This is a genomic window from Endozoicomonas sp. ALB091 (genome assembly GCF_049310265.1).
Lineage (GTDB): Bacteria > Pseudomonadota > Gammaproteobacteria > Pseudomonadales > Endozoicomonadaceae > Endozoicomonas.
Map to the genome: position 1 here is coordinate 186,707 of NZ_JBLYNQ010000007.1, position 25,633 is coordinate 212,339.

Annotated in this window: 19 protein-coding genes, 1 tRNA gene and 1 other RNA gene; 7 read left to right on the plus strand and 14 right to left on the minus strand. The window is 49.9% G+C overall.

Going from position 1 to position 25,633, the window contains the following annotated elements; genetic code table 11:
* Positions 1-279: 279 nt before the first annotated feature.
* Positions 280-2,703: an endopeptidase La gene (lon, locus tag ACO6UX_RS13000; RefSeq protein ID WP_422448225.1), complete on the minus strand. Its 2,424-nt coding sequence runs from the start codon at positions 2,701-2,703 to the stop codon at positions 280-282.
* A 381-nt stretch (positions 2,704-3,084) separates the two neighbouring features.
* Here lon and ACO6UX_RS13005 point away from each other — a divergent pair.
* Positions 3,085-3,161: transfer RNA gene (locus ACO6UX_RS13005), tRNA-Pro, on the plus strand.
* Positions 3,162-3,232: 71 nt separating this feature from the next.
* Here ACO6UX_RS13005 and ACO6UX_RS13010 read toward each other — a convergent pair.
* From ACO6UX_RS13010 to ACO6UX_RS13040, 7 genes are all read right to left on the minus strand, one after another.
* Complete coding sequence (locus tag ACO6UX_RS13010; protein WP_422449553.1) at positions 3,233-3,529, minus strand: DUF72 domain-containing protein; 297 nt, start codon at positions 3,527-3,529, stop codon at positions 3,233-3,235.
* Positions 3,526-4,125, minus strand: coding sequence for a recombination mediator RecR (recR, locus tag ACO6UX_RS13015; protein ID WP_422448227.1), 600 nt, complete (start codon positions 4,123-4,125; stop codon positions 3,526-3,528). Before recR ends, ACO6UX_RS13010 begins: the two co-directional genes overlap by 4 nt.
* 75 nt (positions 4,126-4,200) lie before the next feature.
* Positions 4,201-4,527 (minus strand): YbaB/EbfC family nucleoid-associated protein, encoded by a 327-nt coding sequence (locus ACO6UX_RS13020; protein WP_101746317.1) that lies wholly within the window; start codon positions 4,525-4,527, stop codon positions 4,201-4,203.
* A 68-nt stretch (positions 4,528-4,595) separates the two neighbouring features.
* Complete coding sequence (gene dnaX / locus ACO6UX_RS13025) at positions 4,596-6,704, minus strand: DNA polymerase III subunit gamma/tau (RefSeq protein ID WP_422448230.1); 2,109 nt, start codon at positions 6,702-6,704, stop codon at positions 4,596-4,598.
* 149 nt (positions 6,705-6,853) lie between these two features.
* Positions 6,854-6,950: signal recognition particle sRNA small type (gene ffs, locus ACO6UX_RS13030), an RNA gene on the minus strand.
* 151 nt (positions 6,951-7,101) lie between these two features.
* Positions 7,102-7,659 carry a TMEM165/GDT1 family protein gene (locus tag ACO6UX_RS13035; RefSeq protein WP_422448232.1) on the minus strand — a complete coding sequence of 186 codons (558 nt, stop codon included), beginning with the start codon at positions 7,657-7,659 and terminating at the stop codon, positions 7,102-7,104.
* 225 nt (positions 7,660-7,884) lie between these two features.
* Positions 7,885-8,454: a hypothetical protein gene (locus tag ACO6UX_RS13040; RefSeq protein ID WP_422448234.1), complete on the minus strand. Its 570-nt coding sequence runs from the start codon at positions 8,452-8,454 to the stop codon at positions 7,885-7,887.
* A gap of 208 nt (positions 8,455-8,662) precedes the next feature.
* Between ACO6UX_RS13040 and ACO6UX_RS13045 the strand changes: the two genes are divergently transcribed.
* Positions 8,663-9,976, plus strand: a complete 1,314-nt coding sequence (locus tag ACO6UX_RS13045) for an RNA ligase family protein (protein ID WP_422448236.1) — start codon at positions 8,663-8,665, stop codon at positions 9,974-9,976.
* 13 nt (positions 9,977-9,989) lie between these two features.
* Here ACO6UX_RS13045 and pncB read toward each other — a convergent pair whose 3' ends face one another.
* Both pncB and ACO6UX_RS13055 read right to left on the minus strand, forming a co-directional pair.
* On the minus strand, positions 9,990-11,180 hold the full coding sequence (gene pncB, locus ACO6UX_RS13050; protein WP_422448238.1) for a nicotinate phosphoribosyltransferase: 1,191 nt from the start codon (positions 11,178-11,180) through the stop codon (positions 9,990-9,992).
* A gap of 11 nt (positions 11,181-11,191) precedes the next feature.
* Complete coding sequence (locus ACO6UX_RS13055) at positions 11,192-11,905, minus strand: isochorismatase family protein (RefSeq protein ID WP_209199741.1); 714 nt, start codon at positions 11,903-11,905, stop codon at positions 11,192-11,194.
* Positions 11,906-11,960: 55 nt separating this feature from the next.
* Here ACO6UX_RS13055 and ACO6UX_RS13060 point away from each other — a divergent pair, with 55 nt between their 5' ends.
* The 3 genes from ACO6UX_RS13060 to ACO6UX_RS13070 all read left to right on the plus strand — a co-directional run bounded on the left by ACO6UX_RS13060 (position 11,961) and on the right by ACO6UX_RS13070 (position 15,720).
* Positions 11,961-12,689: an NUDIX hydrolase gene (locus ACO6UX_RS13060; RefSeq protein WP_422448240.1), complete on the plus strand. Its 729-nt coding sequence runs from the start codon at positions 11,961-11,963 to the stop codon at positions 12,687-12,689.
* Positions 12,690-12,930: 241 nt separating this feature from the next.
* Positions 12,931-14,163 carry a hypothetical protein gene (locus tag ACO6UX_RS13065; RefSeq protein ID WP_422448242.1) on the plus strand — a complete coding sequence of 411 codons (1,233 nt, stop codon included), beginning with the start codon at positions 12,931-12,933 and terminating at the stop codon, positions 14,161-14,163.
* Between the two features lie 72 nt (positions 14,164-14,235).
* Positions 14,236-15,720, plus strand: a complete 1,485-nt coding sequence (locus tag ACO6UX_RS13070; RefSeq protein ID WP_422448244.1) for a hypothetical protein — start codon at positions 14,236-14,238, stop codon at positions 15,718-15,720.
* Between the two features lie 32 nt (positions 15,721-15,752).
* Here ACO6UX_RS13070 and cysS read toward each other — a convergent pair whose 3' ends face one another.
* Both cysS and ACO6UX_RS13080 read right to left on the minus strand, forming a co-directional pair.
* The gene (gene cysS, locus ACO6UX_RS13075) at positions 15,753-17,132 is read right to left on the minus strand and encodes a cysteine--tRNA ligase (RefSeq protein ID WP_422449554.1); all 1,380 of its coding nucleotides are present in this window, start codon (positions 17,130-17,132) and stop codon (positions 15,753-15,755) included.
* Between the two features lie 21 nt (positions 17,133-17,153).
* Positions 17,154-18,827: a glutamine--tRNA ligase/YqeY domain fusion protein gene (locus ACO6UX_RS13080; protein WP_422448246.1), complete on the minus strand. Its 1,674-nt coding sequence runs from the start codon at positions 18,825-18,827 to the stop codon at positions 17,154-17,156.
* Between the two features lie 328 nt (positions 18,828-19,155).
* Here ACO6UX_RS13080 and ACO6UX_RS13085 point away from each other — a divergent pair, with 328 nt between their 5' ends.
* Positions 19,156-19,665: a peptidylprolyl isomerase gene (locus ACO6UX_RS13085; RefSeq protein ID WP_422449555.1), complete on the plus strand. Its 510-nt coding sequence runs from the start codon at positions 19,156-19,158 to the stop codon at positions 19,663-19,665.
* Complete coding sequence (locus ACO6UX_RS13090; protein WP_422448248.1) at positions 19,665-20,396, plus strand: UDP-2,3-diacylglucosamine diphosphatase; 732 nt, start codon at positions 19,665-19,667, stop codon at positions 20,394-20,396. Before ACO6UX_RS13085 ends, ACO6UX_RS13090 begins: the two co-directional genes overlap by 1 nt.
* Before the next feature lie 661 nt (positions 20,397-21,057).
* Here the strand turns inward: ACO6UX_RS13090 and ACO6UX_RS13095 are convergent.
* Entirely contained in the window at positions 21,058-23,052 is a 1,995-nt protein-coding gene (locus ACO6UX_RS13095) for an ankyrin repeat domain-containing protein (RefSeq protein WP_422448250.1), read from the minus strand.
* A gap of 212 nt (positions 23,053-23,264) precedes the next feature.
* Entirely contained in the window at positions 23,265-25,520 is a 2,256-nt protein-coding gene (locus tag ACO6UX_RS13100) for an ankyrin repeat domain-containing protein (RefSeq protein ID WP_422448252.1), read from the minus strand.
* Positions 25,521-25,633 lie beyond the last annotated feature (113 nt).

Consider the following 25,633-nt stretch of genomic DNA (forward strand, 5'->3'; position numbering starts at 1 on the left):
TGTTCAGTCGACCGTACTCCCCGGTACGGCGCTCCCTCACAAAATCCCTTAGAGCGACAAAGTCCTCGGCTTTGGCATCCTGCGTCGCCCTATCTCCCACATCCATGTGGTCGTGCGCGAGAATCGGGGCAGTTTATGAAAAATCCGGGCTAACTCCTGATCCGAAGTAGCGGCAATTTATACCAATCGTCCGGCCGTCATGTCAACTGAAGAATCCACCGGAAAGCCCCGTCATTACTGAACGACCGCCCAATACAGGGCGGTCTTCACCTTCAACGGTCAGTGGGTATTGACACGTTCATCGCTTTTCTGCCCGGTTTTCTGCTCGGAATCGGCAACTTCCAGTGCTTTTTCTGGCAGTGCTTCGGGCATATACGACAGCGCTACTTCCAGAACTTCATCAATCCACTGAACCGGAATAATCTCCAGGTCATCCTTGATATTGTCAGGGATCTCTTTCAGGTCGCGACGGTTCTCTTCAGGAATCAGCACCTTCTTGATACCACCACGGTGGGCTGCCAGAAGTTTCTCTTTCAGACCTCCGATGGCAAGGACTTGTCCCCGGAGGGTGATCTCACCGGTCATGGCAACATCTGCCCGAACCGGAATCCCGGTCAGAATGGACACAAGGGCGGTACACATACCGATACCCGCACTTGGGCCATCTTTTGGCGTCGCGCCTTCAGGAACGTGAATGTGCAGATCGTTCTTCTGATGAAAATCAGGCTCAATACCCATGGCGGCTGCCCGGGAGCGAACCACCGTCAATGCCGCCTGGATTGACTCCTGCATCACATCACCCAGGGAGCCGGTTTTGATAATCTGCCCTTTGCCGGGAACCGCTACCGACTCAATGGTCAGCAACTCACCGCCAACCGATGTCCAGGCCAGGCCGGTTACCTGACCGATCTGATCCTGATCTTCAGCCCGTCCATAGGTGAACTTGCGAACCCCCAGGAAGTCTTCAAGCACTTCCGTGGTAACGGCGCTCTTGCGGTCCTTTTCAGACAGCGCTTCCTGTTTTACCGCCCGGCGACAGACCTTGGCAATTTCCCGCTCAAGTCCACGGACACCGGCTTCTTTGGTGTAGTAGCGGATGATATCCAGCACTGCATCATCAGCAAAGGACAGCTCGCCCTTACGGAGGCCACTGCGCTTGATTTGCTTGGGCACCAGATAACGCTTGGCAATATTGAGTTTCTCATCCTCGGTGTAACCCGGAATGCGGATCACCTCCATACGGTCCAGCAACGGCCCGGGAATATCCATGGAGTTGGAGGTACAGACAAACATAACATCGGAAAGATCGTAATCCACTTCCAGATAGTGGTCATTGAATGAGTTGTTCTGCTCAGGGTCCAGCACCTCCAGCAACGCTGAAGCCGGATCACCACGCATATCAGAGCCCATTTTGTCGATTTCATCCAGCAGGATAAGCGGGTTTTTCACTTCAACCTTAGCCATCTTCTGGATCAGTTTACCCGGCATGGAGCCAATGTAAGTCCTGCGGTGACCGCGGATTTCCGCTTCATCACGAACGCCACCCAGCGCCATACGGACAAACTTGCGATTCGTCGCCCTGGCCAGTGACTCACCCAGTGACGTTTTACCAACCCCGGGAGGTCCCACCAGACAGAGCACAGGCCCCTTCAGTTTACGAACCCGCTTCTGCACGGCAAGATATTCAAGGATACGTTCCTTAACCTCTTCCAGCCCATAGTGATCAGCCTCAAGAATATCCTGGGCACGCTTCATATCATGGCGGACTTTGCTGCGCTTTTTCCAGGGAACACTGAGCATCCAGTCAATATAGCCCCTGACCACCGTCGCCTCTGCGGACATCGGCGACATCATTTTCAGTTTGGCCAGTTCCGCCAGGGTTTTCTCCCTGGCCTCCAGGGTCATCCCCGCCTGATCAATTTTCGCTTTCAGCTCTTCCAGCTCGTTGGGTGCATCGTCCATATCCCCCAACTCTTTCTGAATGGCTTTCATCTGCTCATTCAGGTAATACTCTCGCTGGCTGCGCTCCATCTGTTTCTTGACGCGACCACGGATTTTCTTTTCCACCTGCAGAAAATCCATCTCACCCTGCATAATACCAATCAGATACTCCAACCGGTCGCCCAGGTCGATGATCTCAAGCATCTTCTGCTTGTCTTCGATCTTCATGGGCATGTGTGCACTGATGGTATCCACCAGCTTGGCCGGGTCTTTGATACCGGATAATGAGCTAAGCACCTCATTCGGTACTTTCTTGCTCAATTGCACATACTGCTCAAACTGAGACATCACAGAACGAACCAGCAGCTCACCTTCCCGGTCGCTGATCTGCTCTGAAAGCTGCTCATGAACTTTCGCCTTAACCAGCCCATCGTCTTCATAGACCGAGTCAATCGTTACCCGGGTCTCACCTTCCACCAGAACCTTGACCGTTCCGTCTGGTAACTTCAGCAACTGCAGAATGCTGGCAACGGTGCCCACAGAAAACAGGTCTTCCACCTGAGGCTCATCGGTCTGGGCACTTTTCTGGGCTACCAGCAGAATTCTCTTGTCACCAGACATTGCCAGGTCCAGCGCCTGGATGGATTTTTCCCTGCCGACAAACAGCGGGATCACCATATGCGGGTAGACCACCACATCACGGAGGGGCAACAACGGCAATTCATAGTGCTCTGATGGTTGCAGGGTATCTTTATTATCCATAGCTCAGCCCCTATATGTTCAATATCAATAAAGCCTGCCGTCCACCAGCCCGCTGGCTGGCTGAAAACTGGAAAGTGAAAACCTGGCAGGCATTCAGGACACGATCTATTACGTGTTTGATCAATGGTCAGCCTACAGCAGAACTACCTGAAACACCGTCTCAGGCATCTGTAAAACCGGCCATGGTCTCTAAGATGGGGCTTTTCCGGCTAAATTACAATAGCCACGTATTTTCGTCTCCTGAAAACGGCTAAGGGACGCTTCATCAGGACTCAAGTCCGGGATAAAGAATCTTGTAACATCAAGAACTTGCAAAAGAACTTCGTTCAGGTAACATAACAGTCATTCGGAAGAGACGTCGCATCGACTCTTCAGGAGAGTCGGAGCGTAGCGCAGCCTGGTAGCGCACCACAATGGGGTTGTGGGGGTCGGAGGTTCAAATCCTCTCGCTCCGACCAAATTATTTTTACCTATCTCTCAGATTTACCTACTCCCTGTTTTACCCAAGCCTTCAAATCCCCCATCTTCTTCAGAAGATATCCATCTGATCGGTTTGAGCCTCAATCTTCAGCGGATGCCATCCGGGCAAGTCCTGAAAACTGTCATGAAAGCGCTTGGCCAGAAGAGGAACCTCGCGATTACTTGGGCTATGCATAAAAAAGCAGGGTTGTTTTCCTGCTGATATCCATTCCCTCAACTTGTGCTGCCAGGGTATAAGATACTCTTCATCACAGGTCATATCCCCCAGGCCAATAAAACGAATCATTGGAAAATGCCCGGTAGCAATTGCATGCACAGGAAGACGGGGCTTTTTAGCCTGAGTCAGATTTCAACCTTCTTGCGGCCTGCCAGGGCATGGGCCAGGGTACCACCATCCACAAACTCAAGCTCACCACCCAGGGGAACACCATGGGCAATGCGAGTGGCCCTCACCCCGAGGGTTTTCAACTCCTCAGCAATATAGTGCGCCGTGGCCTCACCTTCCACCGTCGGGTTGGTTGCCAGGATGACCTCTTCTACCTGATTATCAGCCACCGTTTTCAACAGGTGTTCAATGCCAATATCTTCTGGCCCGATACCATCAATAGGCGACAAATGCCCCATTAACACAAAGTAACGCCCTGAAAAGCCACCGGCCTGCTCAAAGGCCATAACATCCGAAGGATTCTCGACAATACACAACAGTTTTTCATCCCTGCCGGGATTGGCACAAATCTGACAGACAGGTTCTTCTGTCAGGGTACGGCAATGCCCGCATCGCCCCACCCCTTCGGCAGCCTGTCTGAGAGCAGCCGACAAGCGCACAGCCCCGTCACGATCCCTTTCCAGCAGGTGCAACGCCATTCTCTGGGCCGAACGCGGCCCCACGCCTGGCAGACAGCGCAATGACTCCATCAATTCCCTGATCATGGGGCTGAACATAAACAAAACCTGATTAACAATGATATCGCTACCCGACACCCATTAGTTCTAGCAAGTGTGTCGGGCGTAAGGAGTTTAGAATGGCAGTTTTATACCGGCTGGAAGACCGAGCCCTGAGGTCAGCTCACCCATTTTTTCCTTGTTGTTCTCTTCTACTTTGCGAACCGCATCATTAATTGCTGCAGCCACCAGATCTTCCAACATCTCCTTATCTTCCGCAAATAGACTTGGATCGATCTCCACCTTACGAACATCATAACGACCGGTCATGATGACCTTAACCAGCCCGGCACCGGCTTCACCAGTGACTACTGCATTGGCCAACTCCTCCTGGAGTTTCTCCATATCTTCCTGCATTTTCTGGGCCTGCTTCATCAGATTGCCCATACCACCTTTAAACATATTGACCTCTGCACAAAAAACACCAAACAGGGACCACCGAAATTCACCGATAATCCCGCCCGGGCTTTTTACTTGATAATATTACCAACTGGTTGAATCGAATCATCCAGAACCATGGCCGAAAAGGTCTCAATCAACCCCTTTACCCTGGCATCGGAATAAATACTCTCTTTCGCTTCCTGGAGACGCTCGGCAATTTTCCGTTCGCGCCAGGCAGCAGGAGTTTCATTAACAATACGACCAGTGTCAATTGACAGTTTAACGGACTGTTCAAAATAATCACACAGCGCCTTTTCCACACGCTGACGATGGGTGTCGTTGTAGAGCGTGCTGCGCTGTTCATCAAGTCGCAACCGGACAGCACCCTGTTCACTGTCAACAAACTCACAATGGGAACCAATGGTGCCTGTCACCCCTCCCAGGGGAAGACCGCGAAAAACCTGAATCCAGCTCACAGCATCCATCTGCGTAAATGGCACCCGGTCTTCTTTTGCCGGTAATTCCACCACAGCCCTGACCGTGGTTTCAGGGGCAACAACCGATGGCAGACTCAGAGACTGGTGAGCAGAGGCATCCGCTACAGTAGCGATTTCCTGTGAATTGACTCCGGACGACCAGTGTGCCTGCATATCATCCAGAGCACTGTCACGCTCATCATAAACAGGCGACTCAAAGGCAGCCTGGTCATAAGCTGACAGTGGAACGACCTCGGGGACTGGCGGTGTATCTTCACTGACCACTGCCCGGGAGGCTATTTCCTCTGTTGGTGTCTCAGGTGGCTCATCAGCAATAACAGGAGGCTCAAAGGTATCCCTGTGACCACCGCTCTGGACCGAAGGGTTTTCGTGCTCAACTGTTTCCCGAGCAATTTCATGAATAACAGCAGGCGCATCAACTTGCTGGGTAGCAGGCTCAGGCTCCGGATCAGAAGCACCTTCTTCATCAGACGTGCTGTTGTGAGATGAAGAGCCTTCAGCCGATGAAAAGCCTTGCGCAGATGAAGAGGCAACACTGTTTGTCGGCGGCGCTGCAACCGCCATCACATCCTGTTTTGCACCAGAAATATCAAGCGGCCTGCCAGCCGCTGGCGCACCATCGGGCCGGAACGCCAGCATACGCAGCAAGGCCATTTCAAAACCACCCCGGGGATCCGGTGCCAGGGGCAGATCTTTCTTGCCCACAAGACCAATCTGGTAATAAAGCTGCACATCCTCAGCCGTCATTGATGATGCCAGCGCTATAACCTGCTCACGATCACCCTGACTGTTATCAACAGCATCGGGCACAGCCTGGGCAATCGCCACCCGATGCAGCAGGGACAGCATATCATCCAGTACCGCCAGATAATCCGGCGAATGTTCTGCCAGGGATGACACCGAACCCAGGATATGAGCCGCATTGGCGGTCGACAGCGCCATCACCATCTTCATCACCTGTCCCTGGTCAATGGTACCCAGCATCGCCCCCACCTCCGCCTCACTGACCCGCCCATTGCCAAAAGCAATGGCCTGATCCGCCAAACTGAGGGCATCACGCATACTGCCATCCGCAGCACGAGCCAGCTGCCACAGGGCCGCCACTTCGCAGGGGATCTGTTCCTGTCCGAGGATATTCTCCAGATGACCGACAATTCGCTCTGGCGTCATATTCTTCAGGCTGAACTGAAGACAGCGGGACAAAATAGTCACCGGCAACTTTTGAGGATCGGTGGTTGCCAGCAGGAATTTCACATGGGGAGGCGGCTCTTCCAGCGTTTTCAACAGCGCGTTAAAACTGTGCGCCGAGAGCATGTGCACCTCATCGATCAGGTACACCTTATAACGCCCACGGGTTGGCGCATACTGGACGTTATCCAACAGTTCCCGGGTATCTTCTACCTTGGTTCTGGAGGCCGCATCCACTTCAATCAGGTCCACAAACCGGCCATCATCAATCTCTTTACAGGCTGAACACTGGCCACAGGGGGTCGAGCTGACACCCTGCTCACAGTTCAGACACCTGGCAAAAATACGGGCAATGGTGGTCTTACCCACACCCCGGGTACCGGTAAACAGGTAGGCATGGTGGAGACGATCCTGATCCAGGGCATTAACCAGCGCCTGAAGAACATGGGACTGCCCTACCAGCTCTTTGAAAGAACGGGGTCGCCATTTGCGTGCAAGAACCTGATAGCTCATTGAGTAGCGTCAATACCTGAGATGGGAATTAAAGTATCTATGCTAACCAAGAAGCCTTGAAATTGCACGATCAGGAAGCTTTAGAGAAGTATTTGAAAGCGAGTTTGGGAGTGAGGAAAATCCGGAGAACCCGAAATGATGGAGGCGAACCCTGCCAGCCACACCCCGGCACATAACGTCACTACTACCGTTGCTCCCTTCCGGGCCTGGCGGGGTTCGTAGCTGATTATTGCGGGGGGACCGGCAAGGTCCACCATAAAGACCGGGGCATCGCGTCCCGATGCAGCGCATTCTGCATAAAACCCGACCTGACGTCAACTGCCAGCGCACATCTGGCCATCATTTTATTCACAATCAGGCCCGGTTTTTTCCGGCTGGTGAGCCCGGAAAAATATTATCATTGATTCACCAGCGCCAACACACCCAACACCGCAAACAACAACGCTGCCCCACGGTGAATCCATTGCAGTGGCAGCCTCTCTGCCAAATTCTCACCAAAGAAGACCACGGGCATATTGGCCAGCAGCATGCCCAGCGTAGTGCCGGCAATCACCATGATCGTGGCAGAATATTCAGCCGCCAGAAGCACAGTCGCGACCTGGGTCTTATCGCCCATTTCGGCCACAAAAAACAGAGCCAGTGTCGTTAGAAAAACACCATAACCCGCCATTGACCCATCATTGTCATCCAGCTTATCCGGGACCAGGGCCCATACAGCAACAGCAAAAAAGGAAGCGGCAATCAGATATTGAAGAATATCGGGGGAAATCCAGGCGACCACCCAACTGCCAAACCAGACGGCAACGGCATGGTTCAACAGAGTCGCCAGCAAAATAGCCAGAGAGATCAGCCAGGGAGCGCGAAACCGCAATGCCAGCATCAGCGAGAGCAGCTGGGTCTTGTCACCGATTTCAGCAAGAAAAACAACCAGTGCGGAAAGGGAAAAGGTTTCCATAACAAGTCCGGGCAGGCGATGAATGATTGGCTCTTGAACCGGATCGGAACCAGTATTGGCCAGACTCTACTGAACCGCAGTGTTGAACACAACAGACCGGAGAATACAGAAAACATTGTAAGCTGGTGCTGATATTGAACATAACCTGCGTATTACATTTCTTACAAACCAGGGGATAGCCGAAAGACTCCCTGCCTTTTGGGACCAGGTGAGCACAAGGAGCAGCTACGCATTTTTTTGCCGATGACGGTCAGTGGGTATTTGATTTAATACCCCGGGCTGTTCAGTTATTACCGTTGACATGTTGTTTATCAGTTCATGGAGGCCCTCAATTTTCTCGCTATTCATTGTGCATGTATGATTATTTTCGGTTTGGCTCCTGCATAATCGATCAAGCTTTTTATATAGCGCTTCGTCATTTCCTTTAATCAATTTTTTAAGATCAGTAATTGCATCCCGATTTTTTTTACATCCAAGAAAAGTAGCACATTGCCTCTCGGATAATCGTTCAAGCTTTTCCTTTAACTCTTTTTTTAACTCTTTGTTGCTTATCAGCAACAGTTTGGTTTCATAGTCGCGCCGGACAATATTGCGTTGCTCCATGGCCAGACCAATGGCTGAAGCTGTGCAAAATGAAACAAAACCGATAGGAACAGCTTTAGGGAGAGTCGATACCGCATAACATAAAAGTGAGCCAATCTGACCGCAAGAACATGAGATAATTAATACCTCTTCGTTCAAAAAGTAGTCTTTCAGATGGCAGGACGGCGCACCTGGGCATGATGTAGACTGCATTATTCAATTCCTGTTGACCAGTATGGGAAATAAGTTATTGCTGCCGGGTCAGCTCACATGAAAAACGAATTTCTGAAGAACAAATTCCAACTCATATTTTCTAGACTTTCTTTCCAAAAAAAAGTTCAACACGTATCGATTGAAAGGCCTATGATTCCCTGAAACACTTGTTTTTTCCTGACAGTCATTATTTGACAGGTATTTAATAATGTTTACCCCATCAGCAATTTCACCACCAATAGCAACCACACTGACAAATCAATTATCGAATGAATGTTCAAGAGAGTTTGATAGCAGCAAAACACAAGCAGTCAAGCCAGAAACCCAAGTAAAGATCAATGAAGGGACATATACGACAACACCTGAGAAAAAATGCCTTGATGATTATGGAATAACGGTAAATTATGAGGCCGAAGGAAGCCAGCTCGGTTTCAGGTATTTTAACTCGATAATCGGTTCCAGAACGGATCAGGAAAAACACAACCGATTCATGTCTGAATTGCGATCAATCAATGAAGTGGATGTGGATGCACTTAAATGTGTAGCAACAGAAAAGCACGATGGCATTAACACCACCATTAAAGTCGACAGGAATGGCAACGTTTGTTTATACAAAAGACTGACCAAGGTACATAACAAAAGTGATCCTTTGGCAGGGCTTATCGAGAAAAAGTACACTGAAGATATTTTTGCTGTTAATCGCTGGATGAATAAAAATAACATCGATACTGTCTTCCTCCGCTGTGAAATGGTGGGCTTTAATATTCAAAACAGACAGAATTACGGTTTGAGTCATCACTTGATTGCATTTGCCCTGGATATAGAGGGGGAACAACTCCCTTTCGATCAGTTCAGTCAGTTGTGGGATAAGGAAATTCGTCCTCCAAACATGCATAAGGTCAATGTGCTGGCAGAAGGAACATTCAAAGAACTCTGTAATTTCAAGGTTAATCATGTTCCCGGAACATCGGCTGCGATGCTTGCCAGTCAAGTGAATAACATCGAGATCATGCCTTCAGAACTGACTACGGATATTGAAGGGGTAGTGATTCAGCCCGAGCATGAATTATTGTATGTGCCCACTTTCAGGGATACGGAAGCCAGCAACGCCATTCAGGAAAAAAAGAGAAACAATGAGCCGCTACCCTGCTTTGTTGAGGGGACAGATACCAGACGACGCTTTTGTTATAAACTCCTGGCAGACTGGGTTGTCGGGGAAGCCGGGGCATCGTCTGCTGGCGGAAAAGTTGAAGATCAGGTGAGAAAGAAACTGGCTAACCAGTTACTTGACATTATTGAGCAGAGGGACCTGATTAAAGAACAGGGCACACTGAATAATCGAAAGGAGTTGAGCCAGAAAATATCAACAGTTTTCGATATGGCAAGGGATGATTTGGTCAACACGCACCCGGGAAGCGAGGAGATCCTGGCGTGGGGAAAAATGAAAGGATACGTTAACAAAAGGCTGGTTGAACTGATAAAACAGGCCAACCCCCAGCTTTTTCCAGTCAAATCCCCATGACCGGCATGATTGGTCATGAGTATCCGTAATCTGACTGATAGCCAAACGTTTTCTTTAACCGCTCAATATAGTCCTTATCACGGCACAGTGTTTTACCCGGGCTGTCTGAGAGTTTGGCGACGGGAGCCCCATTCAGCTCGGTTAATTTCAGAACAATATTGGGCGCATTAAAGCCCATATCGTTGGTGAGATAGGTACCAATCCCAAAGCTGACATTAATTTTGCCAGCGAACCATTGGTAAATAGCCAACGCTTTATCAAAGTTCAGCTTATCACTGAACACCAGGCTTTTGCTGCGCGGGTCAATGCCCAGTCGGCGATAATGATCAAGGGCCAATTCCCCCCAGACGAAAGGGTCACCGGAATCATGGCGCATCCCCTGGTAGGCGCTGGCCAGCTCAACATCAAAGTCCTTCAGAAACGCTGCCATGCTGATGGTATCCGTAAGCGCTATGCCGAGCTGACCTTGATACTCATCCAGCCATACCCTTAACGCATCTTTCTGACTGGTCCGCAGACTCTGACCGAGAACCTGATGGGACTGCAGCCACTCATGGGCCATGGTGCCTACCGGTTTCAAGCCAAGGGTTCTTGCCAGATTCAGGTTGCTGGTGCCCGCAAAGTTATCTGGTAAGCGGTGCTTCAGGCTTTCCACGACGTGGTAATGCCAGTCCCTTGAAAACCGCCGACGCGTACCAAAATCGACCAGAATAATACCACTATCGCCCGGAAGCTGGCTCAGCTTTTCATCAAGGCGACGCTGGCCTTGAGTAATTACATCATCCTGAGCTCCCTGACCATAAAAGCTATGACCATGAAGCTCACTGACGATTGCCAGCAGGAAAATTTCAAAGTGGGTAATTTCACTCCAGAGCCCCTCAATCACCAACGACAATTGACCACTGGTCTGTTCAATGGCAACCGCATGTGGGTCAAGCCGGAAACCCTCAAGATACTCGATAAAATCATCCGCAATAAACGGCAGAGTAGACAGCCACTCAAGTTCTTCCGAACCCAGGCGCAGCTCTCCCAGAAATTCACACTGCCTTTTCAGTTGCTTTTTTGACAGGGCTAACGGCTGGTCACTCCGGCAATGAAACTCCATGCGAGCCCAGGCATCCGGATAGCGATGCACCATGGACTGCTGCATGGTGTATTTATACAGGTCGGTGTCGAGGAGGGTTGGTATAATCGGGCTATCCATACTTCTTTCCTTCAGAGAGCGTCGGCATCACTGACCGCATCAGCAATGATCAGATCGCTGGCACTCTCTACCAAAATAACTCCGCCGGCATTCAGTTCGGCAATAGCATCAGCCACTGATGATTCAGCCAGGCCACGGGTGGCGGCAAGATTGACATACACCTGAAAACCAGCCCGCTGCAGTTGCAATGCCGTGGTTTTTACACAGAAATCAAGCGCCAGACCACCAACCAATACGGTGGTAATGCCTTTATTGGTTAAAAATTCGATAACTCCTGTACTCAACCGTTCTACCAGATCATGAAAACAGGCACCATAGGGATGAATATCCATCTCGACCCCCTTCCAGACAAAATAATCATAATCCGTCACGTCGGGAAGCCCACTCACCAGCTCAAACCCCTGTGTGCCGGGGACAGCATGTCGATTCCAGCGAAGATCAACATTTTTATGACCGGTTACCGGCGTCAACTGCGGATACTCTGCCCCAGCCACCCATACTGCATTGGCCGGATGCGCATCCTTGGAACCCACACGAACACCAGCCAGCCGGGCCTGGCGATTCAACTCGGCAGCGATATTATGACCATCCGGAACCGGTAGCTCATCTGGACACAACGGGGTGAAACAGTTCTGGGCATCCACATCAAAAGCAGCAATGGTCTCCCTCGACCCAATGGCATACATTATTTTCACCGTGACAAAAGGAATCTGATTCACTAACATAGTGAATTATGTTCTCTAACCTGTCAACCAGAGTATCTGCCATCAGGATTTGTCCATGGGCCCCAAGCCGACCAAGAGCCTTCAGCCAATTAAAAGCCTCAAGACAATCAAGAGCCTGAACACGGCACTTATATCTGTCGATCTGGTCGTATTTCAGCTCAGCGCCAACAACAGCCTCCAGGTACTTGTTCATCAGTTACCGGAAAATAAGTGCCCCCAGCTCCCGGCAGGCAGAATAGAGCCTGAATTTGATCACTGCCTTGAAGATACGGCAAAACGACAACTGAGCCGACTGACGTCAGAACCTGCCACCTATTTCGAGCAGGTCGTCACCATTGGCGATAACCAGAGAGACTCCAGGGGCTGGTCATTAACCGTCGTTTACTACGCACTCCTTCGTCCGGGTAATGAACAGCCATTACAGGCCCAGGCGGCATGGGTTGATGTTGTGAATGATCAACCAGTAACCAGATTGGCCTATGATCATAACCAACTGGTTATGGAAGCGCTGGACAGACTGAAAAATAAAATACAGTACAGTGCGCTGCCTGTTTATCTGCTTCCAACAGAGTTCACGTTATCCGATATTCAAAATGTCTTTTCTGTTATTCTTGGCAAAGCCCCACCCATGCGCTCGATCCGCAACCGTTTCCTGAATTACAATCTGCTTGAGGATACCGGCAAAAAGCGCTATGGAAGCAACCGGCCCGCTACGCTTTACCAGACAAACCGACAGTCAGAAAACTGGTTATTTGACAGGCTCTATTTAACAACTAAAGTTTGAAAAATCTTCTGGTGAGAATTCATATTATATCCGGATTGTCACACATTAACCCCTGCAAATTGATTAGTAAAATTGATTAACAGCTACAAAAGTGCATTAAATGACAAGTGGCAGGAATAATAATGAAATATTGAATCATCTTTCTATTAATTTACTCAGATAAAGCCTTCCCCTGTGAATGCGCTATCCATTAAAAAGTAATTTTAATCGTCCACTTACTCCAAGAGAGCAATTTTCAAAGATGCATGTTAATTCGCTTCGATCTGGTACAGATACTAACAATATCATCATACAACCAACAGCAAATAACCCATTACTGGTAAAACCAGTAACAATATGGCGGCAGAGAGAAGTTGCCCTGCCAGACCAGCCAACGCAACAAAAAGTTCATTATTCACAGGCGCTCAACCCACCTCCTCAAACGGTTTTTTACCCGGTACCGCTACCAGTTGCAGCAGCACCACTACCAACGGTATCCGCACAGAGTGACACCTACCCCATTGCTGTTGTGTCAACACGCCGAAGAATTCCTGCTTTTATCCCCGCGCAAGAGCCAGGGCTTTACCTTTGTCGACCAACCTTTTGCGCTCCTCCCCCCACTTTTAGTCCATTCCAGGCCAGCCTGACGCCCTGCTACATCCCCCAACCGGCCTGCCCAGACACTGCAATTCAATTTTTGCCCCGGTTTCCGGCAGGATCAGCAGGAATAACACCAGCAAAAGCATCTGAAGCCCCGGAAGTCATGGAACTCATTACCGAAAACCGGGGAAGATACTTCACTTCAACCATTGACGACATTGCCTGCCATCGAAGAGCTGGTACTGGCAATATACAACTGGGGATTTTTAATCTGAAGGTTGGCCTGCGCTTTCCATTAGATCTAATGGCCAGCGATATGATCTCGTCACCAATACAGGGAAAGCTATGCTTCTCATCATGGAAGGCTCTGACCCAATACTTATCCAGACAACCCGCCGGCTGCTTTTATACTAAAGACCAGCAAAGAGAGCCCATCAGCAGAATCCCTATTTTCCTGAAATGTGATGAAATGAAATCATCTTCATCTACTCAGCTGGCAATCTCTCAGGAGACCATTGACCCATTGGAGGCAGAGCAGGAAATACCAAAAATTATCGATCACCTGAAATCCCTGAATGAGAAAAGAGTCACTGCCAGAATAGTATTCTTTGACTCCAAACAAGTTGGCGGAATAGCTTGCCATAGAGACCCGACAACAGGCTATCTTGCCTATTTTATGTTTAACACACCTACAGTGTATACGTCACTGTCAGTATCATCGCTCAGGGGGCTGTTTTGCGAACTGGAAGCTACCATAGAGCATTCCATGAATGACAGTGAGTTATCAGATTATATTGAATCTTTGGGTGTAGGCTGCTTTCTTAGACGAGGCATTCGCAGAAGGGGGAGCATACAGTTATTTTCTCACACTGTTAGTTTTCTATCAGATGATTAGTCCGGGAGATAATAAGACATCACGCTTCTTAATCCAGCTATTTAACAATTTAATCAGGCAAAGTGACTCACAATGAACAACAATCCATACACAACAAACGCCACTGCACAAGGATACCCCAGATACGGTGTGCCAGTACCAGCTCAACTGGCTTCTCCTTATCGACAGCCCTCCTTTACAGGAATGCCCCATTGGCAGGGACGAAATATAAGTCACACAGCTCATCTGGCACAGCGACTTCAACTCCCATACTTTACAGGTCAACAGGGGCAGATGTTCACCTCATATTTAAACCCGGATTTCACCGGTCCTGGCAGCACCAGCATTGCCGATGTGCAACCGCACATGCGACAAAGGAAAAAGTCGGCACCCGTACATGTCCCAACACCCCATACTTCAGAACATACCCCCAAATCTACAGCAACAGGCAATCCGAATCGGCCCCACCCCAGAAAATCTGAGCACTGCCCCGACGATGGAAAAAGACACACTGATAGCTTTTCTCAAACATCATCCGCCAACGGGATTAATGAATCAGCTGAAAGTGCTGAAGCATCGTTATCAGAAGACAACGGAATGTTACCCGGAGCATTCGCTGGCAGCTCAATCAATCCTTATTCCAGCCTGCAAAATAATGCCCATGTACAAGTGCTTATGGCCGAATTATGGGCAGCCACCCTCAACTATGAAAATACTTTTGGGATCCCCCCCTCTAACACCTTACTGGCAAGAGCTTTTCATTTATTTTTACAGCAAAACCAAAATCATAAGACACCCTTGCTGCCTACTCCGACCACTTTCAATCAGCCAACCGTGAACTGGATGCCTTCCCACAGCCAGCAGTGCCTTGATGTAATAGAATGTTTAAACCTTTATCGAAACCAACGCATATATGGCGATATCATTCATGTTACAGACCATAAATCCGCTGGTCTTGGCAGAGCTTACATCTACCCACTACACATTAAATTCCGCATTTGGTTCCCTGAGGCGTTTAAAGCACTGCCCAACCAACAAATCAAGGCAATGAAGTTAGAAGGGAATCTGAAATTTAATCAGAGCGAAGTGGCAGCGTATGTCAAAAAACATTCTGAAGGAGCTTTTTATGACCTACGGCTTCAGAATGTAAAGCATGCAAAAGAAATTCCCATCTATTTGATAGCTACCGCCTTGATTGATGAAGCCAGTAGAAGAATTACACCTGAATCCCAACAGGTGCTGACTCATATTAAATCGCTTTTCGGACAGCCAATCACTGCAGATATCCTGATATTTTTTAGCAAGCACCAGGGAGGTATTGCCTGCCATTATGATGAAGCAAGTGGCATCAGTACCCGCTTCCTTTTCAGACTGCCTGATCAAGAATTCAAGAGTGTCCCGATCGCAGAATTGTCGAATAAATACCGTAAATTGCAGGCAAAAATAAAACCAATCAATGATGAAAAATTAAAAAGCTATGTTTTTGGCTTTGGGGCTGAAGCCTTTATGAGAGACTTTAATATAAATAAAATAAAACTGCGCTCCAGCGAGGTTTCTCTCCTTCCGAAAGAGGACTGACAGCAAAAAGCCGCCAGCCGTATAAAATGACTTTAACGCTCAATCCGCCATGTTGTACCTTCTCTGCTGTCCTGAAGAATAACTCCCCGGGCAGCAAGTTCATCACGGATACGATCTGCTTCAGCAAAATCACGATGTCTTTTGGCATTGTTGCGTTGCTCAATCATGCTTTCAATCATGGCTTCATCCACATCCGCACCGGCTTTCAGAAACACTTCCGGGTCCCGCTGCAGAATGCCCAGAACCCCACCAAGCTTAACCAGCAGGGCAGCCAGTGGCAGAGCGGCAGATTCGTCCTGACTGCGCACGGTATTGAGGTGACGCACCAGCTCAAACAATACGGCAAGCCCTTCTGCGGTATTGAAGTCATCGTCCATAACCTTGAAGAACCGCTGCTCGAACTCATTATTTTCTGCTGCGGACACCCCTTCCAGGTCAAGCCCTTGTAACGCGGTGTATAGACGCTCAAGGCGTACACCCGCCTCTTTCAGGCTATCTTCGGAATAGTTGATCGGGCTGCGGTAGTGGCTGGAGATCATAAAGTAGCGAACCACTTCTTCATCGTACTTATCCAGCACTTCCCGGATGGTAAAGAAGTTACCAAGGCTCTTGGACATCTTCACATTATCGATGCGGATTGCGCCAGAGTGCATCCAGGTATTCACAAACCTGGCGTCGTTACACGCTTCGCTCTGGGCAATCTCATTCTCATGATGAGGGAACTTCAGATCTGAACCGCCACCATGAATATCGAAGGTATCGCCCAGACAGCATTTACCCATAACAGAGCACTCAATATGCCAGCCCGGACGCCCCTCACCCCAGGGTGATGACCAGCTGGGCTCACCGGGCTTGGCTGCTTTCCATAGAACAAAATCCAGCGGATCTTCTTTTTGCTCTTCCACCTCAATTCGGGCACCCGCTTCCAGCTCTTCAAGCACCTTGCCGGACAGCTTGCCATAATCCGCAAACTTATGAACGCGGTAATAGACATCCCCATTACCCGGTGCGTAGGCAAACCCCTTACCGATCAGCTGCTCGATCATTGCCACCATGCCCGGTACAAATTCGGTGGCCTTGGGCTCCTGGTCTGGTGGCAGGTTACCCAATCGCTGGAAGTCTTCCTGCATGGCGGCGATCATACGACCGGTCAGGGCCATAAAATCCTCACCATTTTCGGCCGCCCGGCGAATAATCTTGTCATCCACATCCGTAATATTGCGAACATAGGTCAGATCATAACCACGGGCACGGAGATAACGAGCCACCACATCAAAAGCCGTTACCGTACGAGCGTGACCAATATGACAGTAGTCGTAGACCGTCATACCACAAACGTACATGCGCACGTGATTGCCATCCAATGGGGTAAACGGCTCTTTCTTGCGGGTCAGGCTGTTATAAATCTGCAGCACTTTATCGGTATCCTTTCTTCAAGCCTTAATGGCCCAGGTATCTTTCAAACCAATGGTCAGGTTAAACACCGGGTGTTCGGCGCAGTGGTCACGGCGGTCTGCAACAAAGTAACCTTCACGCTCAAACTGGAAGGACTGTTCCGGTGCCGCATTGACCAGCGATGGCTCAACCCATGCCTGAGTCACCTTCAGAGAGTCCGGATTCACATGACTCAGAAAGTCCTCTTCACCACGATCCGGTGCCGGATGGCTGAACAGACGATCATAAATTCTCAATTCAGCCTGTTGGCCGTGAGTCGCCGAAACCCAGTGAATAACGCCACGAGGACGGATACCTTCCGGTGGATCTTCCCCTACCGTACCCGGCACATAAGAGGCATGAACTTCAACAATATTGCCACTCTCATCACGGATCACTGCTTCTGCCTTAATGACATAGGCACTTCTGAGACGAACATAATCACCAATCACCAGACGCTTGAACTTTTTGCGGGACAAGGTGGTATCTTCAGTGAAGTCTTCCTGATCGATATAGATTTCCCGGGTAAACGGCAGGGTTCTCTGCCCCAGCTCCGGACGATTTGGATGTGCTGCCGCCGCCATCTCCTGCACCTCGCCTTCCGGCAGGTTCTGAATCACCAGCTTCAAAGGCGAGAGTACCGCCATGGCTCGGGCGGCATTGGTGTTCAGGTCATCACGAATGGCATGTTCCAGCATGGACACATCAGCGGTGCCATCGGACCGGCTTACACCCACCATCTCGGAAAAGCGGCGGATGGCAGCCGGGGTATAACCACGACGACGCATACCGGAGATGGTTGGCATTCGGGGATCGTCCCAACCATTCACCACACCTTCATCCACCAGCTTTTTCAACTTGCGCTTGGAGGTCACCGTGTAATTCAGGTTGGTACGGGCAAACTCATACTGTCGGGGTCTGGCCGGAACCGGCAGGTTATCCAGGAACCATTCATAGAGAGGACGGTGATCCTGGAACTCCAGGGTACAGATAGAGTGGGTAATATGCTCAATGGCATCTTCCTGGCCATGGGCAAAGTCATAGCTGGGGTAAATGCACCACTTGTCGCCGGTCTGATGGTGAGGCACCTTGCGAATCCGATAGAGAACCGGGTCCCGCATGTTCATATTGGGGCTTTGCATATCGATTTTGGCCCGCAGGGACGCCTTGCCTTCTTCGTAGTCACCGGCCCGCATTTTGGCAAATTCAGCCAGGTTTTCTTCGACAGACTTGTTTCTGTCCGGGCTCTCCACACCGGGCTTATTGAAATCACCCCGGTTAACGCGCATGGCTTCAGCGTCCTGATGGTCCACGTAGGCCTTGCCTTCACGAATCAGGTGCAGAGCCCAATCATAAAACTGGTCAAAATAGCTGGAGGCATAACGAACCTCACCAGACCACTGGAAGCCCAGCCAGCGGATATCTTCCTGAATGGCATCCACATAGACCTGTTCTTCTTTCTCCGGGTTGGTATCGTCAAAACGGAGGTTGCACTCACCCTGGTACTTTTCTGCCAGACCAAAGTTCAGACATATAGAAGTAGCGTGGCCAACATGGAGAAAACCATTCGGCTCTGGAGGAAAGCGGGTATGAATACGGCTGACCCGGCCTTCTGCCAAGTCTTTTTCAATAATCTGTTCCAGAAAGTTTCTGGCTTTTTCGGTAGCAGTCATTGTCACTGATGCATCTATGAGAGGTTACTGGCGAACAGAGTTTAGAGACCTGCGCCATAATCGGCTGAGACTACCATATCTGCCAATGCTGGAAAATAACTCATTATCCTGCCAGGAGAATTTACCAGGCATGGTTTCACTTTTTACCGACAGATATCCTTAACAGACAATAATAGATCGTATTGACTATCAGTATTCAGCGCCTGGTTTAACGAATAGGTTTTACACAGGTACGAGAAACACCTAGAATCCCTGGTTTTCCTGACGCTCCCAGAGTCTGTGGACGTTATGTAACAGACGTTATTTAACAAGAGTGGTGACCCACATGATGGTCGTATTACACACCAATTTCGGTGATATCAAACTGGACCTGGATGCTGAAAAAGCACCAAAAACCGTTGCCAATTTCATTGAGTATGCGAATAGCGGCCATTTTAATGGCACCATTTTCCACCGTGTTATCGATGGTTTTATGATCCAGGGCGGCGGCTTTGAGCCTGGCATGGTGCAAAAATCAACCAGGATGCCCATCGACAATGAGGCCGATAACGGCCTGAAGAATGAAACCGGGACGATTGCCATGGCCAGAACCATGGACCCGCACTCGGCATCTGCCCAGTTCTTTATTAATGTCAAAGACAACCACTTCCTTAACCACAGCGCCAAAACCAGTGATGGCTGGGGTTACTGTGTCTTCGGCAAAGTGACTGAAGGCATGGATATCGTCAACAAGATCAAAGGGGTGAAAACCACTTTCCGTGCTGGCCACCAGGATGTTCCGGTAGAAGACGTGGTAATTGAGTCCGCTGAAGTGCTTGAGAACGTGGAAACCGCCTGATGAGGGCGCTGTTTATTTCAGACCTTCACCTGACACCAGAGTGCCCGGCGGTTGCCCGGGCGTTCTGCCATTATCTGGCCGATCGGGCCCCGCAGGCTGATGCCCTCTATATTCTGGGTGACTTCTTTGAATATTGGGTCGGGGATGATGCCATGGATGACTTTCAACACGATATTGCCCAGCGACTCAGACAGTATACCAACAGCGGCAAGGCCCTGTACCTGATGCCCGGCAACCGGGATTTTGCCATCGGGAAAAGTTTCCTGCAGGCAACCGGCGCACAGTGGCTGAAAGACCCGACACTGATCACGATTAATAACCAGAAAATTCTGCTGATGCACGGTGACTCACTCTGCACTGAAGACAAGCAGTACCAGCGCTACCGAAAAATCATCCGTAATCCCCTGGTGATGGCTTTACTGCGTATGACTCCCTTGTCTTACCGCAAGAATCTGGGCCGCAAAATCCGGCAAAAAAGCAAAGCGGCCAAAATCGGAAAAGCGCTGGACATTATGGATGTTACGCGATCCGAAGTTGTTGAGGCGATGGAAAGGTTCGAGGTAGATACCTTGATCCACGGTCATACCCACCGCCCGGACATCCATGAAGTCGCGTTGAAACATGGGATTGGCAAACGCTATGTATTGGGTGACTGGACGAATAAGGGCTGGGAGATTGAACTGGACAGTAATGGTATAACGCTGGATGCTTTCCCGATAAAACATCCATGATCTGCGAGTAAAAATTTTACTGCGCCCGATGCCCTGGAATCCGCATGAAAACAATAATTTTTTTTCAAAAATTGAACAAATGCCCCTCTGATATTGTCATAAGAAATAATCTTACATTAATTAAGAGGATTTGATCATGTTTTCCAGTCACATCACCAATACTCCTGCGAGACAGCAAGGTAATTCCCAAGAGCCCCGGTCCTTAGAATCAACAACGGCTGTCAAGGCATTTAAGTTCGCTGCGTATAGTACTGTGGCGTAAAGTTGTGGTTGCTTGACTGCCTTGGCGATCGATAGGGTCCAATCACACTTCAACCAGCCTGCCGCAGATTTTTTAGACCAACACTACTTTGCTAACGATACTCGTCAATGGATCAATTATCAGCAACTACGTGGCGAACATCAAACTCTGTCTTTCTTTGCCCAGGCAGTGATTTCAGGATCCATCACAATGGCTACCCATGTGTTTATGAACATAATGCTTCCCGCTCAAACGTCAGCTCCAACCCACCCCCTCTAATACTGAAAACCAGCCTGCGCAGAGTCAATCCGCTGCAAGACTTATCATCGCAAATAAACGCTCAGGTATAGTCTGACGAAAAACCAGGTACCACTGTGACATCGGATGTCACTCATTTTTGACTTATCGATGGAAAACGCCCTAAGGTTTTCGGCGGAGACTACTGGTCACATTAAATTGCTGCAGATATTGAACAACATCCAGATGACCCATTTTCTCAGCAATGGAAAGTACATCCGTATTATTGGCAGGGTTTGAGTAGCGAATGTCGGCACCCTGTTGATGCAGATACATGACGGTATCCAGATGACCATAATCTGATGCAGTCCAGATCGCGCTGCCAAAGTTCCGGCTTTCCACATTAACGTCAGCCCCCAGTTCAACAAGATACTTCACCACATCAACATGCCCACCTTGGCACGCCTTCCAGAGCAGTTCAGAGATGTCAGGCTTGGGCGCAGTACTGAAATGGGTCTCGAATGCGCTGAGCAGATACTTTACCGCTTTCAGGTGGCCTTGACTTGACGCATGAATGAGCGCCGATGAAACGTGTGACGGTTTGATAAGCTGCTGTATGGTGTACTCTTCAAACAGGTATTCCAGTACGTGGCAGTGACCTCCCAGGGCGGCGACAAAAAGCAAAGAATCCGCATCAATTGCTGCGGATTTATGAACCAGAAGCATGACCAGCTCAAGGTGCCCCTTCGATGCAGCCTCAACAACAGGCGTATCGAGCGTGACGTTGGCGTTGATATCTGCGCCTTTTTCCAGCAGGAGTTTGACCAGTTCAAAGTGCCCGCCGGCGCAGGCCTGACACAACGGAGTTTGCTGGCCTGAGCAATTGGCTTCAATGTCTGCCCCCCTGTCAAGTAGCCACGTTACAGCTTCAATTGAGCCACTGCGGGCCGCAGCAGAGATCGGGGAATCGTAACCCGCCCCATTAACGTTGATGGCTGCCCTGCTGGCAATGTAATTCATCATCACCACCTTGCCACCCTCAGCCGCTTGCCGGAACAGAGTGGCGCTGAGGTGGGGAGTGTCAAGATTCAGATTCAGGTGCCTAAGCAGGAACCTCAACAGTTGCACATTACCAGAATGGGCCGCTGCCTCAAGAGGGTGCGGGTTTGTCTGGGAGTATGTGTTACCGCATCCGGCGTTGATATCCGCCCCCTGATCAAGCAGATATTTGACCATTGGCAGATTGCCGCTGCGACAGGCAGCCCAGATCAAGGTTTTACTGCCGGTTTCGCCATGGCTATTGTTTGCACCTCGTTCGAGCAGTAACTTGACCTGCTCGAAATGGCCATTGATTGCCGCAACATGAACCGGGGTACGATGACCGGTACTGTGGTTATCAATATGCTCGCCGAGATTGAGCAGATACTCGATTAGATTGGTCGATCCCATTCTGGCCGATTGGTAAATCAGAGCATCCATGCCCCGGCAACCGACTTGCAACCGGGCACCGTTCTCTTTCAGAAACTTCACCACATCCTGATGGCCTGCATGAATGGCCCAGTACAGTGGAGAGATAAAACCTGTGGTACTGCCAGCCTGAATGTCTGCATTATATTCCAGCAGAACCTTGACTATCTCCAGATGCCCTGAAACGGCCGCCATCACAAGAGGTCCATAAAGAGAACCCTTTGCGTCAGGGAGTGCCCCCTTAGCCAGCAGAAGTTTTACCACTTCAAGCTTGCCAGCCCCGACTGCCAGCCAGAGTGGGGTGCACTGAGCCCCCATCTTAATAGTCCTGCCCAGACGGGCTATAACATAAGGGGACGTCCCGTGAATGCTGACCGGTTGTTGATCCAATGTTGCAATCTGCTCGGAGAGGTCGCCATTAACATCGGCACCCCGTTGCAGCAATCCTGAAATGGCGAGGATTTTTCCATTCAGGATTCCAGAGACAAATTGTCTTTGCCAGTTGTCCGGCAAGGCGCGTGGGTTATGATTCCATGATGGTGCAATGGCTCTTTTCGTCAGGGAAGTGACGGGGACAGCGCGATTGCAGGCAGGCGCTTTTGGCAAGGCAGGAAAAACAGGGGCTGACGACTTATCCCTGGCACCAGGGCCAGAGAGCGTTGTACCGGCGAATGTGCTCTGGCTATCAGGACTGGAAACTGCACTATACATTTTGTCATTCCAATTCAGATTTCGAGAACCCTGTTGGACAATTATTTCCCTTTTTTTATCCGCCAGACGTTTATTTAACAACAAAGACAGCCAGAGATTTTAAAACCACGACAATGTAGAGCCGGTTTATCAAGTTTTATGCACAGTGGTCACAGCGGCGAAGACTCTGCTACCAATATTCTCAGACAGGCACCCCGCTGTGAAATCGGATTTCACTCATTTTTTGACTCATCAAGGAAAAGTGCTCCCCGGGTTTCCGACAAAGACTGCTGGTCATTGGGAGAAAAATGATTAAGCTGCTGCAGGTATTGAGCAACATCCTGATGACCCATTTGCTCCGCTATGGAAAGTACATCCGTATTGTTGGCAGGGTTTGAGTAGTGAATGTCGGCACCCTGTTGATGCAAGTACATGACGGTATCCAGATGACCATACTTTGATGCAGTCCAAACCGCGCTGCCAAAGTTCTGGCTTTCCACATTCACGTTAGCCCCCAGCCCAGCAAGATACTTCACCACATCAACATGCCCACTTTGGGCCGCCATCCAGAGCGGTTTAGAGATGTCAGGCTTGGGGGCAGTACTGAAATGGGTCTCGAATGCGCGGAGCAGGTACTTTACTGCGTTCAGGTGGCCATGAAAAGACGCTTGAATGAGTGCCCCTGAAAAGTGTGACAGTTCGATACGCTGCAGTATTGTGTTCTCTTCAAACAGGTATTCCAGTATGGGGCAGTTACCTCCCAGGGCGGCACCAAAAAGCAAATAACCTGCATCAATTGCTGCGGATTTATGAACCAGACGCTTGACCAGCTCAAGGTGCCCATTAAATGCAGCCCCAAAGATAGGCGAGTGGAGACTTTCGTCAGCAATAACATTAGCATTAACCTCTGCGCCTTTATCCAGCAGGTATTCCACCATCTCCACAAGCCCCTTCTGCGCTGCTATATAGATAGGGGTACGAAAACCTGAAGCATCGGCATTGACGCTGACGCCCCTGTCAAGCAGGTATGCCACGGTATCAATACTGCCAGCTCTGGCCGCAAAATAGATTGGCGAATCCAACCCTGTATTGCCGTCAAGTCTTGCGCCCTTGCTGACCAGGAATTTGACCAGTTTAAAGTGCCCCCGGGCGCAAGCCTGACACAGTGGAGCTTGTGGGCCTGAGCAGTTGGCCTCAATGTTTGCACCCTTTTCAAGTAGCCACTTCACCGCTTCGATAGAGCCACTGCGAGCCGCTGCTGAGATCGGGGAATCGCAACCCGTTTCATTAATGTTGATAGTTGCCCTGTTGGCAATGTAATCCATCATCACCACTTTGTCTCCCTCAGCAGCGTGGCGGAACAGAGTAGCGCTGAGGTCGGGGGTGTTGATAGTCAGATTCTGATGCTCCAGCAAGTACGCCAACAGTTGGCAATTGCCAGAATGAGCAGCAGCCTCGATGGGGTGGGGTTCTGTCCAGGGGTAGGTATTACCGCCGCCAGCGTTGATGTCCGCCCCCTGATCAAGCAGATATTTGACCATTTGGAGGTTGCCGCTGTAACAGGCAGCCCAGATCAAGGTTTTGTAACCGGTTTCGCCATGGCTATTGTTGGCACCTCGCTCAAGCAGTAACTTGACCGGCTCAAAATGGCCATTGATTGCCGCAGCATAAACCGGGGTATGCTGACCGGTACTGTGGTTATCAATGTCCTCGCCGAGATTGAGCAGATACTCTATTAAATTGGTCGATCCCCTTCTGGCTGATTCGTGAATCAGAGCATCCATGCCCGGGCAACCAACTTGCAAATGGGCACCGTTCATTTCCAGAAACTCCACCACATCCTGATGGCCAGCATGAACGGCCCAGTACAGTGGAGAATTAACTCCTGTGGTACTGCCAGCTTGTATGTCTGCCTTATATTCCAGCAGGACCCTGACTATCTTCAGATGCCCTGCAACGGCTGCCATCTCAAGAGGTGCAAAGCGATAGTCCCTGGCGTCAGGGAGTGCCCCCTTAGACAACAGAAGTTCTACCACTTCAAGCTTGCCAGCCCCGGCTGCCAGCCAGAGCGGGGTGCACAGAGCCCCCAGTCCGGCAGTCTTGCCCAGGCGGACTGTAACAGAGGGGGGCGTCCCATGAATGTTGACAGGTTGTTGAGCCAATTTTGCAATCTGGCTGGAGAGGTCGCTATTAACATCTGCACCTTGTTGAAGCAATCCTGAAATGGCCTCGATTTCTCCATTCAGGATTCCAGAGACAAATTGCCATTGCCAGTTTTCCGGCAAGGGGAGTGGGTTATGATGCCCTGATGGTGCGATGGTTCTTTCCGTCAGGGCAGCGGCGGGGACAGGGCTGTTGTGAGCAAGGGAAGTTTCTTTTGGCAAGGCAGGAAGAACAAGGGCTAACGACTTATCCGTGGCATCAGGGCCAGAGGGAGTTGTACCGGCGAAAGTGCTCTGGCTATCAGGACTGGAAACTGCACTATACATTTTGTAATTCCAATTCAGTTTTCGATAGCCCTGTTGGACATTTATTTCCCTTTTTTTATCCCCCGTACGTTTATTTACAAGCAAAGACGGCTAGAGATTTTAAAACCACGACA